The 14,030-nt window shown below is 37.9% G+C and carries 15 protein-coding genes and 1 tRNA gene; 1 reads left to right on the forward strand and 15 read right to left on the reverse strand.

Annotated features, from left to right (window positions below; translation table 11 throughout):
• The 13 genes from QZN27_RS02015 to aroA form a co-directional block, all read right to left on the reverse strand.
• On the reverse strand, window positions 1–2,265 hold the full coding sequence (locus QZN27_RS02015) for a DHH family phosphoesterase (protein WP_296782943.1): 2,265 nt from the start codon (window positions 2,263–2,265) through the stop codon (window positions 1–3).
• Between the two features lie 12 nt (window positions 2,266–2,277).
• Window positions 2,278–2,778: a hypothetical protein gene (locus tag QZN27_RS02020; protein ID WP_296782945.1), complete on the reverse strand. Its 501-nt coding sequence runs from the start codon at window positions 2,776–2,778 to the stop codon at window positions 2,278–2,280.
• A 79-nt stretch (window positions 2,779–2,857) separates the two neighbouring features.
• Window positions 2,858–3,223, reverse strand: coding sequence for a desulfoferrodoxin family protein (locus tag QZN27_RS02025; protein ID WP_296782947.1), 366 nt, complete (start codon window positions 3,221–3,223; stop codon window positions 2,858–2,860).
• A 56-nt stretch (window positions 3,224–3,279) separates the two neighbouring features.
• Window positions 3,280–3,654, reverse strand: coding sequence for a Fe-S cluster assembly scaffold protein NifU (gene nifU, locus QZN27_RS02030; RefSeq protein WP_295610340.1), 375 nt, complete (start codon window positions 3,652–3,654; stop codon window positions 3,280–3,282).
• Between the two features lie 2 nt (window positions 3,655–3,656).
• Window positions 3,657–4,865 (reverse strand): cysteine desulfurase family protein, encoded by a 1,209-nt coding sequence (locus tag QZN27_RS02035; RefSeq protein ID WP_296782949.1) that lies wholly within the window; start codon window positions 4,863–4,865, stop codon window positions 3,657–3,659.
• An 80-nt stretch (window positions 4,866–4,945) separates the two neighbouring features.
• Window positions 4,946–6,241 (reverse strand): O-acetylhomoserine aminocarboxypropyltransferase/cysteine synthase family protein, encoded by a 1,296-nt coding sequence (locus QZN27_RS02040; RefSeq protein ID WP_296782952.1) that lies wholly within the window; start codon window positions 6,239–6,241, stop codon window positions 4,946–4,948.
• 224 nt (window positions 6,242–6,465) lie between these two features.
• Window positions 6,466–7,812, reverse strand: coding sequence for a cysteine--tRNA ligase (cysS, locus tag QZN27_RS02045; protein WP_296782954.1), 1,347 nt, complete (start codon window positions 7,810–7,812; stop codon window positions 6,466–6,468).
• 31 nt (window positions 7,813–7,843) lie between these two features.
• Window positions 7,844–7,914, reverse strand: a tRNA-Cys gene (locus QZN27_RS02050).
• Between the two features lie 73 nt (window positions 7,915–7,987).
• Entirely contained in the window at window positions 7,988–8,362 is a 375-nt protein-coding gene (locus QZN27_RS02055) for a transcriptional regulator (protein WP_296782956.1), read from the reverse strand.
• Between the two features lies 1 nt (window position 8,363).
• Complete coding sequence (gene cysE / locus QZN27_RS02060; RefSeq protein WP_296782957.1) at window positions 8,364–9,080, reverse strand: serine O-acetyltransferase; 717 nt, start codon at window positions 9,078–9,080, stop codon at window positions 8,364–8,366.
• A 60-nt stretch (window positions 9,081–9,140) separates the two neighbouring features.
• Window positions 9,141–10,088: a cysteine synthase A gene (cysK, locus tag QZN27_RS02065; protein WP_296782959.1), complete on the reverse strand. Its 948-nt coding sequence runs from the start codon at window positions 10,086–10,088 to the stop codon at window positions 9,141–9,143.
• A 138-nt stretch (window positions 10,089–10,226) separates the two neighbouring features.
• Window positions 10,227–10,856: an endonuclease III gene (gene nth, locus QZN27_RS02070; RefSeq protein WP_296782961.1), complete on the reverse strand. Its 630-nt coding sequence runs from the start codon at window positions 10,854–10,856 to the stop codon at window positions 10,227–10,229.
• A complete protein-coding gene (gene aroA, locus QZN27_RS02075) occupies window positions 10,849–12,171 on the reverse strand; it encodes a 3-phosphoshikimate 1-carboxyvinyltransferase (protein WP_296782963.1) in 1,323 nt (440 codons plus the stop codon). The genes nth and aroA overlap by 8 nt, the downstream gene beginning before the upstream one ends.
• A 45-nt stretch (window positions 12,172–12,216) precedes the next feature.
• Here aroA and QZN27_RS02080 point away from each other — a divergent pair, with 45 nt between their 5' ends.
• On the forward strand, window positions 12,217–12,783 hold the full coding sequence (locus QZN27_RS02080; RefSeq protein WP_296782965.1) for a sugar O-acetyltransferase: 567 nt from the start codon (window positions 12,217–12,219) through the stop codon (window positions 12,781–12,783).
• 45 nt (window positions 12,784–12,828) lie between these two features.
• Here the strand turns inward: QZN27_RS02080 and QZN27_RS02085 are convergent, their stop codons facing one another.
• Together QZN27_RS02085 and QZN27_RS09920 are read right to left on the reverse strand one after the other, a co-directional pair.
• Window positions 12,829–13,644 (reverse strand): DUF4013 domain-containing protein, encoded by an 816-nt coding sequence (locus QZN27_RS02085; protein ID WP_296782967.1) that lies wholly within the window; start codon window positions 13,642–13,644, stop codon window positions 12,829–12,831.
• A gap of 258 nt (window positions 13,645–13,902) precedes the next feature.
• Window positions 13,903–14,030, reverse strand: a 128-nt coding sequence (locus QZN27_RS09920) for a zinc ribbon domain-containing protein (RefSeq protein ID WP_367237652.1), incomplete at its 5' end; no start/stop codon positions are given.

Here is a 14,030-nt window from a genome sequence, read left to right on the forward strand (position 1 = left end):
CTATCCTTTTCTAGATAATGATTGTATTTCCTCTACAACCTTATATAATACCTCTTGTCCAAGGCCTTCAATGTATTTGATGGATCCTGCACATTCGTGACCTCCACCATCCACACCAGCTTGGGGTACCTTTTCAATCATTTTTGCCACAATTTCATTTACATTGAATCCATACTGTTCATTCACTGCATCTGTTGCTCTAAATACACCAAAATCAGGACCGTGACCCAATGTCACTATCGGCTTGTCTTCACCAATTTCCTTTATGACATGGTCATGTACAAATCCGCAGGTTTTTCCAGGAGCAGGGAATGTGAATTTGTGTGCGAACTTCTCAACATCAAGCAGATTAAAGTAAATTCCGTTTTCAAGTCTGGTCCTTTTGATATTTGGAAGGGCAGCTCTAAGTTGAGTGTCAATCCTTTTTTGATATTCTTTATATAAGGCATCAATCATTTTTCTGTGCTTGTCAACATTGTCAACTGCAAGAATGGTATCCATTATTCCTCTTCCATTCATAAATCTCAGGAAATAAGCTTCAAAATCAACACATTCGGCAACTTTTGAAAGGTGTTCCTGACTGAAACCCTTTTGGGCAGCGAGTTTAAGGTATTGGTAAGTTTCACCACATTGTGCACGGTCTCCCAATGATGCAATGGCAGGCAAATGCTTGATTAACTCTTCAACATCAGGATTTATAATATGTGCCACCTCTGTTGCAAGACATCCTGCAGTCAACTGTGAATCTCCACCGACAAGGTATGGATTTACATGTGTGTCCACATATTCGTCGACCGCTACGGTAGCTCCATAAATCACTCCATCCCTTTCGTCTTTTGTGAGAAGTTCCCCTGGAGAATGGTGGTCGATTACAACGACTTCAATATCATATATTTTAGCCTGCATCAATGCCACAATGTCCTCTTCAGTTGAACCATTATCCAACAAAACGATTAAAGGCAGTTTTTGGCCGTGCCTTTCCTGGTCTTCAAGGGCAAATGACAAATCTTTTACAACATCCTCAAGCTCATAGAATGGCGCTTTACTAGGAGACCTTTTAAAGTAATAATATTCAGCATCATTGCTCGGATTTATCTCCTGTATCAATGGCACAATGGCCTTTTCCATCGCAACACCAGAAACGATACCGTCTGCATCATTGTGGTGTCTGAGAAGTATAGTCCTTCCGTCAAGTATTGCTCTTCTAATTTTTTGAGCAGCCTCATACATCTTAGGTCTGAGCCTGTTTAAAACATCACTTTTGACCAAGAAATCAACCTCTTGAGGTCTGGCCTTCCTGTTTAATGCATCATCAATTAAAGCATGTAGCTTGCGTGTGTTTTCCTCATCAAGTTTTATCATTGAAGATGACTCGATTTGTGTCTTTCCGCCATGTTCGTTAACTTCACCGATGACCTGAACAGCATCATTCAATTCGATTTCAGGATATGACCTCTCGCCTGCCTTGTCAAAAGCGGCAATTTCAGTGGTGCCTGTCTCATCGCTGATTATGAATATTGTTGGACCTGAAGTCTGCTGGATTTGCTGGACTTCACCGTCAATCCTAACGATTTTACCCTTATTTTCTTCCAATTCAGAAATGAGGGTTCTTGGAATTGACTTGGTGAGTGTTTTAATGTTATATGACTCAACATAAGCCGGTGCAAAATCAATTTTGCCCTCTCTTGATTTGATTGAAGTAACAAATACGATTATCTCTTCTCCGACATTATATTCAGATACATCTCCTCTCATGAGTCCCCAAACATTATTGTTAAGGGAAATGAAAGCGCCGTATCTTTCTATCCTTGTGATTTTTCCTTTGTATAGTTTATCCCTGTCAATATCCTTCATGGTACATATTGAATCCAAAACATATACATCACGGGCCTGTTTCCTTTTAGCTTCAAATTCATCGTGCTTCATTTTCTCAGCCTTTCTTTTTTCACCGCATTCGTGACATAAATCATATTTTTCATCAAGTAACTTTCCACAGTCACGACACACATTTATTTGGCCTGTTCCATGACAGTGAGGGCATTCCTCATAAACTTCAACTTGCCCTTTCCCATTACATGCTTCACATGGAATGTCTTCTTCTCCTCCAAGGTCAAATTTGTCACGTGCTTTGCTGTTTACTCCTTTAAAATGACTTCCTATATCAAAAACATCATCTTCATAACCTGTTCCACCACAGGCATCGCATTCCTTATAGTCCACTACAACTGAACCTATTCCCTTACATTTCGGACATTTAGTTTTCATTTAAACACCTGTCTAATTAAATAATCCTGAATTATTCTGGACAATTTCATTTCTTTCATTCTGATATTTCAATGCATCATACATTATCTCGTTTGCATCTGTTCCATAAGCGGATCCAGTATAATTTTCATACATCTCCAAATAATATATTGAATCCTTCAAATTGTCAACAGCTTTCAATTTAAGTTCCAATTCTTTGATGGTTGTGTCAATGTAGTCTTTGTGAACTTCCTTCAAGTCCTTTTTATATTTATCTTTGATATTTTGCAGACCTTGCAAACTATTGTTATAATTGTCTCCTGCAGATATCGCTTTTTCCCTTGATTCGTCAAAATTTTGACTATTCAATAATTCAACGGACTCATTGTAATCCTTATCACCCTGAACGATGCTGTCGCTAATCTTAGGCATTGATTCGTTAATGGTTTCCATTGAGCTATCAATATAAACAACAGCAACAGAGATTAAAAGTAAAACTACAATAAAAATTATTAATTTGATATAACTAGACACGTTATAAAATATATAAAAAGATATTATTAAAATTTGTTATAAAAAAAATAAGGAAAGTTTAAAAATTATATTTTCAAACTTATTCGCTGGACCAGAGTCCGTGTAAGTTACAGAATGCTAATGCTTTAACATCATCTGTTGAGTTTACAGTAAAGGTTGCTTCTGCAACATCACCAGGTTTGAAGCATTTTGCATATTGTTCTGCACCAGCTTCAACAACTAAAAATTGAATGTAGTGGTCATCATCCATTGGGTGAGCAGCTTCGCCGACTTTTACGGTTACTTTGTCACCATCGATTTCAACTACAGGTTTGTGTTTAGGAGCTTTTTCCCCTTCGGTTTGTACAGGGATAGCGAGCATGTGTGTGTCACATGTGTCTCCATCATCTTCAACTAAAACTTGGATAATACTTCCACAGTCGTCACATTTTAATATTTTTGCCATAATAAAACATCTCCTTTTTTGAGTTAAAGATAATTTATTTATCAAAGTATATATTATTATTGATTGTTTTCCTTATAGTTTTCAATTGCAGCCTGAAGACCATCTGCAGCAAGGTTTGAACAGTGCATCTTTACAGGTGGAAGACCGTCCAATTCATCTGCTACATCATTTCTTGATATTTTTAATGCTTCATCAACTGTTTTTCCAACTGCAATTTCGGTTATCATACTGCTGGTTGCAATTGCAGCTCCGCAACCGAATGTCTGGAAGGAAATGTCTTCTATGACTTCATCATCATTGACCTTAATGTATATTGTCATCAAATCTCCACATGTTGGGTTTCCTACAGTTCCAACACCATTCGCATCTTCCATTTTTCTGCAGTTTCTAGGATTTGCAAAGTGATCCATTACTTTTTCTGAATAATCCATTATTAACACCTCTTACAAGTATCACTATGTTTTTTACACATTACATTATCATAATCAAGTTCCTGATTCCATAGAGGGGACATTTCCCTAAGTCTTGATACAGCCCCAGAAACAGTTTCTACAAATTCGTCAACATCAAATGCATCGCTTTCGGGAGCAAGGGAAATCCTCAGTGACCCATGAACATCAACCGGGTCAAGACCCAATGCAGTGAGCACCGGTGATGCCTCCAACTTATTTGAGGAACATGCTGAACCTGTTGAAGCCTGATATCCTTTAGCATCCAAAAGAAGGATCAATGATTCACCTTCAATTGCCTTGAATCTGAAGTTGACAAGGTTTGGAAGCCTTTGCTCCATATCACCATTCACATAGGATTCGGGAATTGTGCCCAATACCTTTTCAATCAGTTCATCCCTGATTGAGGACAGCTTTTTGAAATGAGCTTCAAGGTTTTCGGAAGCAAGTTCGCATGCCTTTCCAAATCCGACAATGCCTGCGACATTTTCAGTACCTGCCCTGATTCCTCTTTCCTGACCACCACCATGTATCAATGGAATAACGCGAGTTCCTTTCTTGATGTATAATGCACCAACACCTTTTGGACCGTTGATTTTATGAGAAGATAAAGATAACATATCCACATTTAATTTCTCAACATCCACTTCGATTTTACCGAAAGTTTGAACCGCATCAGTGTGGAATGTGATTCCAGCCTCACGGGCGATTTTGCCGATTTCTTCAATAGGCTGAACAGTACCTATTTCATTGTTACCATGCATGATAGTGATTAAAATTGTATCCTCAGTTATTGCATCCTTTAAATCTTCCACCCTGATGATACCGTTTTCATAGACAGGCAGGTAAGTTACTTTAAAATCAAGGGATTCCAAGAATTTCAAGGTCTCCTTTACAGCAGGATGTTCAAATTCAGTTGTGATAATATGCTTTCCTTGGTTGAGATATTTAAATGCAATACCTTTTATGGCAAGATTATCAGATTCTGATCCACCACCTGTGAAAATAATCTCTTCAGGTTTTGCATTGATTGCATCAGCCACTCTTTGGCGAGCCTGATTCAATGCCTTTTTAGATTCACGACCAATTTTATAGAGAGTTGAAGGGTTTCCGAACTCTTCAATAAAATAGGGTTTCATTTCTTCAAAAACTTCCTCACTGACTTGTGTGGTTGCTGAGTTGTCTAAATACATTTCATTATCTCCCAATCGTCTTTTTTTATTAGTAAAATTTTATAATATAAATATTTTAAGTGAGTAAAGGGTTACTTTACTCAGATACTGTCAAGTGCTTGACTTAAATCTTCAATCAAATCATCAACATCTTCCAGACCTATGGAAAGTCTGATGAAGTCAGGAGTTACCCCTGTTGCTTCCTGCTCTTCAGGAGTTAGCTGTTGATGTGTTGTACTTGCCGGGTGGATTGCAAGACTTTTTGCATCCCCGATGTTAGCAAGTATTGAGAACAATTCAAGTTTTTCAATTACTTTTCTTCCGGCTTCCTCTCCGCCTTCAACACCGAAACCTAAGATACCTGCAAAGTTGTCCTTCAAGTATTTCTTGTTGATTTCATAGGTTGGATGTGATTCAAGTCCAGGATAGTTAACCCATTTGACTTTAGGGTGAGCTTCCAGGAATTGTGCTACTTTCAAGGCATTTTCGGAGTGTCTTTTTACTCTAACATCCAAACTTTCTAATCCTTGAAGGAATATGAAACTGTGTACCGGTGCCTGAGTTGCTCCCAAGTCCCTTAAAAGTCTTGCTCTTATTCTTACGGTAAATGCAAGGTTTCCGAGTTCAGGAACATCACCGAAGGCATCCCAGAATACCAATCCATGGTAACTTGGATCTGGTTTTGTGAAGTTTGCAAACTTGCCGTTTCCCCAGTTGAATTTACCTGAATCGACTATGTATCCTCCAACTGCAGTACCATGTCCACCTACATATTTGGTTGCAGATGCTGCAATGACGTCAGCCCCATGTTCCAGAGGTCTTACAAGTCCTACACCAACAGTGTTGTCTACAATCAATGGAATGTCATGTGAGTGTGCGATTTCAGCCAATGCTTCGAAGTCAGGCACATCCAATTTTGGGTTTCCTATAGATTCAACATAAATCGCTTTGGTTTTTTCATCGATTGCCGCTTCAAAAGCTTCTAGGTCTTGTGAGTCGACAAACTTGACGTCCCTTGCGAGATCCTTGAAGGTGTAGTTGAACAGTTGGTAAGTTCCACCATAAAGGTTGTCTGCTGATACGATGTTGTCTCCAGGTTCGGTTACGTTTAAGATTGCATATGAAATTGCTGCAAGACCACTTGATGTTGAAATACCTGAGTTACCGCCTTCGATAGCAGCAATTCTTGCTTCAAATACATCACTGGTAGGGTTAGTTAATCTGGAGTAAATTTGTCCAAATTCTTGAAGGGCGAATCTTCTTGCAGCCTCATCTGAGTCTTTAAATACATATGAAGTTGTCTGATAAATAGGAACCGCCTGAGCCCCTGTTGCGGGGTCTGGAGTTTGTCCTGCGCGTACACCTAAAGTTGCTAATCCATAATTTTTATTTGTCATTTAATAATCACCTTTATTTTTGAATTTCAGTAAAATATATCACGTGTTATATTCACTATATAACAATAGTTATTTTTTATATATAAATGTTTTGGTAAACCTAAAAAAAAGTAGAGATATTGATTTATAACTTATGTTATACAGAAATAACATATGTTATTTTTAGTATATAAACATTGTTATATTTTTGAAAAAAAATAAAAAAAAGAAGAGAAAAAATTCCCTTAATCGTTAATTTCATAACCTAAAGCTTGTAGGTTATCACGAATTTTATCTGATAAATCGTATTGTTTGTTAGCTCTTAACTCAGATCTTACTTCAGAAATCAGGTTAAGCAAATCATCAGATCCTGCATTGACATCCTGAAGTTCAAAGCTGACTCCCAAAATATGGGCAGCATCATCCATGAACGCCTTGATTGCAATCTTATCAGATTCACTGAAGCCATCCAAATCATTTTTGGTATCGTTAATCAATCCGAAAATTGCCGCAATGGCTTTTGGAGTGTTGAAATCATCATCCATGCTGGCGAAGAACTCTTCCTTGTGAGGAACTAATGCATCACATTCAAAGTCTTCATCGCCCACTTCAACATCCAATTGTTCATAGTATTTTCTGATTCTATCCAAACTCCTTTCGGACTGGTGAAGTGAATCTTTTGAAAAGTCAATCGGACTTCTGTAATGGGTTGATAATACAAAGAACCTGAAAGTATCCGGTTCATAGCTTTCAAGCAATTCACGGATTGTAATGAAGTTATGCAAAGATTTGGACATCTTTTCCCCGTTAACATTCAAGAATCCGGTATGCAACCAGTATCTTACCATTGGAGATTTTCCTGAAACCGCTTCCATTTGAGTAATTTCAGCTTCGTGGTGAGGGAATATTAAATCTAAGCCTCCGCCGTGAACATCATACTGTTCTCCAAAGTAGAATTCAGTGATTGCAGTGTCTTCAATGTGCCATCCAGGTCTTCCGTCTCCCCATGGAGATGGCCAGGTAGGTTCATCCACACCTTCACGTTTTTTCCATAAAGCGAAATCCTGATGATTTTTCTTGGTGGTTTCAGCTATTTCACGGTGGGATTCCAGCTCTTCAACGTTTCTGTTGGATAATTTTCCAAATTCTTCAAATGTATCAATTTCAAAATAAACTCCATCTTCGGTTTCATATGCAAATCCCTTATCGATTAATCTTTGGATCTGATCAAGGATTTCCGGCATATGGTCAGTTGCCCTTGCAAACAGGTTCACTCCATTGACATTCAATTTTGCCATGTCTTCACGGTATCTTTTCTCAAATTTGCGTGCCAGGACATCTGATGGAATTCCGCTTTCCTTTGAGCGGTTGATAATCTTATCATCAATATCTGTTACATTTTGAATGTAAAATACTGCATATCCCTTGAATTCCAGGTATCTTTTTATTGTATCAAAGGAAATGTAGGTCCTTCCATGCCCGATATGAGCATCATCATAAACAGTAGGGCCACATACAAATAAGTTAACCCTATTATCATTAATTGTTTTAAAATCCTCTTTACTACGAGTTAAAGTTGAATAAATTTCCATAAGAATAAACCTCGAAAAAAAGTAATTAAAAAGGCAAGTGAGGGACTTGAACCCCCGTATTATGGTCTGCAGCCACACACCTAGCCACTCGGTAAACTTGCCACTAACTAAAAAAGTATAATAAAATATTGGTAACTAATAGTTTAAATACTTTACTATATTTTCCAATATTTCACTATTCTGCTTCGGAACCTATACAAGATTGACAGTCTTCACCGAGTTCAGATTTATCAATATTGAGTTGCTCCAAAACGTCAACGGTTTTTACATTTTTGCAAATCTTACAAGTTCTTGGTATCAAATCTGCTTTTGTAGCTTCACCTTCGGATAATTGACGAGCAAATTCATGAATCATTGCTCTTACATCATCATCAAGCTTAATGCCGCTTCCACGTTTGTCAGTAATGTACTGAGAAACTGCAGGTTGGGTAATGTCCATAAGTTCTGAAACATCTTTCTGCTTCATTCCCAAGTTTAATAGCTCTTTTGCCAGTTCTGATCTGATTGCAGGAATTACATACCATACAACAATTTCACAAGGTGGTTTCATATTAATCGCCGTCTTTTTTAAATAAATCTTCTAATTCTTCTTGTTCATCTCTAATATCTTCAGTCAAACAAATTTCATGCTTTTCGAATAGAATTTCGAAACGCTTATCATTTTCCTGAAGATGTTTTTCGATTACTCTAATTGCATCGGCAACAGGGTCAGGAAGTTTGCCGTGATCCAGGTCAACTTCCTCATGACGTACGCCTCTGCGCTTAACGATTCTGCCGGGAACACCAACACAGGTTGATTGAGGAGGAACATCTTTAAGCACAACTGCACCGGTACCGATTTTTGAGTATTCGCCAATGGTAATGTTTCCCATCACCTTGGCACCGGCTCCGACAATCACTCCCTTTTCAACAGTTGGGTGCCTTTTGGTTTTTTCTGTACTTGTTCCTCCAAGGATTACTCCCTGGTATAACAGTACGTCATCACCAACAATAGCTGTTTCGCCGACTACAACACCCATACCATGATCAATAAATACTCGTTTACCAAATGTTGCACCAGGGTGAATTTCAATGCCCGTAAGGAATCTAGCCAAGTTGGAATTCATACGGGCCAAAAGCTTGAAAGAATGAATCCAAAGCCAGTGACTAATCCTATGCATAAACAGGGCCCAAAAACCAGGATAACATAGAAAAATCTCCAATGTGGACCTTGCGGCAGGATCCTTTTCTTTAATAGCTTTAATTTCAGCCTTCAAATTGTCAAACATTGATAAACCTCATAATATGTTATACTTAAATTATATAACATATGGTATATATACTTAATCTTATTCAAATAACCAGTCTACAGAGAGATATCTTTCACCATTATCAGGTAAGATTGCTATTATTCTTTTACCCTTATTTTCAGGTCTTTTAGCCAATTCCAAAGCAGCCCAAGTTGCAGCTCCAGAAGATATTCCTGTAAATATACCTTCCACTTTAGCAAGACTCAATAAAGTTTTTCCTGCATCTTCACTTGCAACCGGAATAATCTCATCAATCACATCAGCATCATAGATTGACGGAACAAATCCTGCGCCGATACCCTGAATTTTATGAGGTCCATTCTCACCTTTTCCAAGTGTTTGGGATTCTTTTGGCTCAACTACAACTACCTTAACATCCGGAACAAGTTCTTTTAATCCTTTAGCAATACCAGTTGCTGTTCCACCTGTTCCTGCAGCAGATACAACATAATCGACCTTGCCGTCAGTGTCTCTAAAGATTTCCTGAGCGGTAGTTTCAAAATGGATTTTAACATTTGCAGGATTGTCGAACTGACCTAAGATGATTGAATCCGGAGTTTCCTCATTGAGTTCATTTGCCTTTGCAATTGCTCCGCCCATACCGTCAGCACCTGGAGTCAATACCAATTCTGCGCCTAAAACACTTAGGAATTTTCTTCTTTCAACGGACATGGTTTCAGGCATGGTCAAAATCAATTTGTAGCCTTTGGCAGCTGCTGCAAATGCAAGACCGATGCCGGTGTTACCGCTGGTAGGCTCAATGATAGTTGAACCTTGCTTGAGAAGGCCTTTTTCCTCTGCATCTTCAATCATTGCAACCGCCACCCTATCCTTTACGCTTCCGGTCGGGTTGAATGATTCGATTTTAACGTCCACTTCTGCTTCTAAGTCTTTAGTTAAATTATTCAATCTTACAATGGGAGTGTTTCCAATAGCGTCGGTTATGCTATCGAGTACTCCTCTTTTTAATTTTGGAATATTTGCCATGTTTTATTCTCCTATTTATTATTATATTTTAGGCATATTAAAGGGGTTACATTAAAAGTTATATAACATTCGTTATAATAACTATTGTTATATAACATTGTTTTACTTTATAAATGTTTTGGTATGACTAAAAATTAGTTAGATATTTTCCCTGAAATAATCGCAGATATCAGTGCATGGACAAATCTCACACTGAGGACCTATAGGTTTGCAGATGTTCTGGCCAAACTGAACCATCAAATCATTCAATTTAATCCACAATTCCTCTGGAGCAATCTTGCACAATTCAGCTTCGGTTTCTTCCGGATCTTTAGTGTCAACAAGCCCCAGACGATTGGAAATTCTGTGAACATGAGTGTCAACAGGAATTGCCGGAAGCTCAAATGCAAATACCATTACGCAATTTGCGGTTTTACGGCCAACTCCCGGAAGCTTGACCATTTCCTCGACGGTATCCGGAACCTCACCGCCATATTGGTCAATCAAAATCTGTGAAACTTCCTGGATTCTGCCTGCCTTGACATTGTAAAAACCGGCAGGTCTGATCAGCTCCTTGACATCATCAATCGGAGCATCAACAACGGCATAAATGTCCGGATATTTGGCAAAGAGATTATTGGTGGCCTGGTCGGTATTCTCATCCCTTGTCCTTTGGGACAATATTGTTCTAATCAAAACCTTATACGGATCATGGTCAAGGAAAGTCCTTATCTCAAAAACACTTTCCAGCTCTTCAATCAACTTGATAACACGTTCTTCCTTATTCATTTTTTAACTCCAATTCAAATCCAAGTTCTGCCATCGCTTCAATGAAATTAGGAAAAGACACATCAAATACTTCTCCGTTTGTAATTTCAATGTCATGCTTAAGGCCAATCAGTGAAAATGCCATTGCCAGTCTGTGGTCCCCATGTGAGTCGACAACACCGGAAGTTACTCCTCCTGTTATGCTCATGCCGTCTTCCCTTTCAGTCAGCTTGCAGCCGAGTTTCTCCAGTTCCCTGCAGGTCGTATCTATCCTGTCGGTTTCCTTAACCCTTGCATGGGCAACACCTGTAATGTTTGTTGTGCCTTCAGCCATTGCAGCCAGAACCGCAACGGTAATGAGCAAATCAGGAGCATTAGACAAATCAACATCAATCGCCTTCAGATTGCCTTCGGAAGCGATTTCAACATAATCCTCTCCACGGATGACTGTAGCGCCCATCTTCTGCAGGATATCTAAAATGTACTTGTCACCCTGCTTGGAATCCCTGAACAGGTTTTTAATCCTGGCTTTTCCGCCGTTGATTGCAATCAATGCCAGCAGGTAAGATGCTGAAGAATAGTCCCCCTCAACAGTATAATCACAGGCAACATAATCCTGCTTTCTTACAAGGAACTCGTCAATTCTGCAGCCCTGATGCTCCTTATCACAGTTTTCATGCTTCAAATAATACCCTTTTAGAGTTTTAACACCGAATTTCCTCATGATATCCAATGTCATATTAACATAAGGTCTTGATTTGAATTCAGGCAATACATACAATCTGACACCCTTTTTAGATAATGGGGACGAAATCAGAATTGATGAAATGAACTGGGAACTGACGTTTCCCATGATATTGGTCTGACCACCGGCATAACCGGGTTTGATTAAAATCGGCGCCTTCTCATTATCTTTTAAAGAACAAGTTTCAACTCCTAACGGCACCAGTGCATCCATAAGAAGACCCATAGGACGGGTTTGTAATGAATCATCGCCTGTTAAAGTAACTTCATTATCGCTCAATGCCGAAACTGAAGTCATTAATCTTAAGGTAGTTCCAGAATTTGCTAAATCAATCGGTTCTGTAGAGGAATTATGCAATTCACCTCCGGTTCCAATAACCTCCAAATAATCCTCGGTTCTATTTATTTTAGCCCCTAAAGCTTCACATACCCTAATAGAGGATAACGTATCTTCTGAATATAACATGTCATACAATTTAGAAGTTCCTTTAGCCAGTGAAGCTAAAATCACTGCTCTGTGGGAATAACTTTTGGACGGTGGTGCCTTAACTACCCCACCAATTTCTGAAATATTTTTTACCTTAAGAATCATTCTATCAATAACTATTTTTAATTTAAATTAATAATATAGTTAACTATGAAAGAAATAGAAAAGATGCTAGCCGGACTCGAATACTGCTATGACGATGAGGAAATATCCCTAATGAAATTGAATGCAATCGAAAATGCCAACATTTTCAATTCTCTTGCAGAAGATGATTTGGACAAGCAGCATGAAGTGCTAACCGAGATTTTGGGTTCTGTAGGTGAAAAAGTGTGGATTGCAAAGCGATTCTGTTTCGATAATGGCAAAAACATTTACATCGGCAACAATTTTACTGCAAACTTCAATTTGACAATACTTGACATCAAAGAAGTGTACATTGGAGATAATGTGATGATCGGTCCAAACACTACAATAACAACCGTTGGCCATCCATTATCCCCCAAAAAAAGACGTGAACATTTGGGACAGGCATCTGAAATCAGAATCGGCAATGATGTATGGTTAGGTGCCAACGTAACAATTCTTCCGGGAGTAAGCATCGGCGACAATGTGGTTGTTGGTGCAGGTGCAGTGGTCAGTAAAGACATCCCTGACAATTCCCTGGCAGTTGGAGTTCCCGCAAGGGTTATTAAAAAAATTGAAAATGATATTGATTAAGCTCAAAAATAAAATCAAAAAAAAATAAATATATAGCTTAAAAAATTAAGCTATATCAGAATATAACAATCCAACAGCTCTTTGAGCAAAGAATAATAAGTATGGACTTATTATAATTGAAAGGATTGCTAAAAATGGAACAGATGATAAAATCATCTCAATAACGGCAATAATTATGATAATCAATAAGATTACTACTATTACCTTACCTACACCTATTCTTCTTATGTCTTTTGCTGCTTCAACAACATTTAAAGCTTCACCTAGACTGCCAGTATTTGCCAATCTTGCTTGAGCCATAGTTTGTAAGAATGAAAAGATTACAAATAAGACTAAAGCAACCATAATAGTGATAGATAAAGAAATCATCAAATTGGCAATTGCCTGAGATGCAGCTTCAGACAATATAAAGGTGGAATTTCCCATATAAACATTTTGTGCCTGTGACATAACTTCATTAGCAATTATCATAAAATTGCCGTAAATATTTGTAAGATATCCCACAACTACAACAATGAATGCAGGGATTATGAAGTAGACTATTGTGACAATGAAATTATTAAAACCAGTGATGAAATTTTCCCACCATTCAAACCCAGGAACTTCATCATCAAGCTCAATTCCAGATTTGATAATGCTGATTAAATAACCGGCCAATACCCATCCAATTAACATTGAAACAATAAAAGCTATTCCACCCCACATAAAACATTCAGGAGTAATGAATCCTAATATATAAACAAATGTTCCTATAAAAGAAAATGCCCCCGCCAATATTGACAGTAAAACATAAATCACCAATACTTTTATGTCTTTTGATGGAAAGACAAAAGCATCCTTAATTATTTCTATTACATCCATATTTTCACCCCTATTTAACTTTTTTCATGCTCTTAAAAAGAGACAGTACTAATTTATTGTAAAAGTATTATTTAAAAGTTATTCAAAAAGATTTAACTGAATGAATTTATTTACTTGTTTTTATATATCATTAAACATAATTTTAATTAACATAGGATTGCTTTTTCCTATTTACAATAGCTTTATTGAACCTCTCCGACCTGTAGAGGTCGGAGATTCTTAGGTAATCCATTCTATATGAATGGAAAATATTCTAAGCTATCCCCCAGGTCCCCTAGGTTTATTTTTTTTTAGTGTTTTTAACCCTTCGTTTAAGATGTTGATTGCTGCGTTGTGGTCTCTTTGATGTTGTGTGCCGCATTTTGGGCAATTCCATTGTCTGTCTT

The organism is uncultured Methanobrevibacter sp., from assembly GCF_900316895.1.
Classification (GTDB): domain Archaea; phylum Methanobacteriota; class Methanobacteria; order Methanobacteriales; family Methanobacteriaceae; genus Methanocatella.

Excerpts from the sequence above, each read along its gene's own strand:
- QZN27_RS02015 (WP_296782943.1), bottom strand. The coding sequence starts at position 2,265 with ATGAAAACTAAATGTCCGAAATGTAAGGGAATAGGTTCAGTTGTAGTG.
- QZN27_RS02025 (WP_296782947.1), bottom strand. The coding sequence starts at position 3,223 with ATGGCAAAAATATTAAAATGTGACGACTGTGGAAGTATTATCCAAGTT.
- nifU (WP_295610340.1), bottom strand. The coding sequence starts at position 3,654 with ATGGATTATTCAGAAAAAGTAATGGATCACTTTGCAAATCCTAGAAAC.
- QZN27_RS02035 (WP_296782949.1), bottom strand. The coding sequence starts at position 4,865 with ATGTATTTAGACAACTCAGCAACCACACAAGTCAGTGAGGAAGTTTTT.
- QZN27_RS02040 (WP_296782952.1), bottom strand. The coding sequence starts at position 6,241 with ATGACAAATAAAAATTATGGATTAGCAACTTTAGGTGTACGCGCAGGA.
- cysS (WP_296782954.1), bottom strand. The coding sequence starts at position 7,812 with ATGGAAATTTATTCAACTTTAACTCGTAGTAAAGAGGATTTTAAAACA.
- QZN27_RS02055 (WP_296782956.1), bottom strand. The coding sequence starts at position 8,362 with ATGAAACCACCTTGTGAAATTGTTGTATGGTATGTAATTCCTGCAATC.
- cysE (WP_296782957.1), bottom strand. The coding sequence starts at position 9,080 with ATGTTTGACAATTTGAAGGCTGAAATTAAAGCTATTAAAGAAAAGGAT.
- cysK (WP_296782959.1), bottom strand. The coding sequence starts at position 10,088 with ATGGCAAATATTCCAAAATTAAAAAGAGGAGTACTCGATAGCATAACC.
- nth (WP_296782961.1), bottom strand. The coding sequence starts at position 10,856 with ATGAATAAGGAAGAACGTGTTATCAAGTTGATTGAAGAGCTGGAAAGT.
- aroA (WP_296782963.1), bottom strand. The coding sequence starts at position 12,171 with ATGATTCTTAAGGTAAAAAATATTTCAGAAATTGGTGGGGTAGTTAAG.
- QZN27_RS02080 (WP_296782965.1), top strand. The coding sequence starts at position 12,217 with ATGAAAGAAATAGAAAAGATGCTAGCCGGACTCGAATACTGCTATGAC.
- QZN27_RS02085 (WP_296782967.1), bottom strand. The coding sequence starts at position 13,644 with ATGGATGTAATAGAAATAATTAAGGATGCTTTTGTCTTTCCATCAAAA.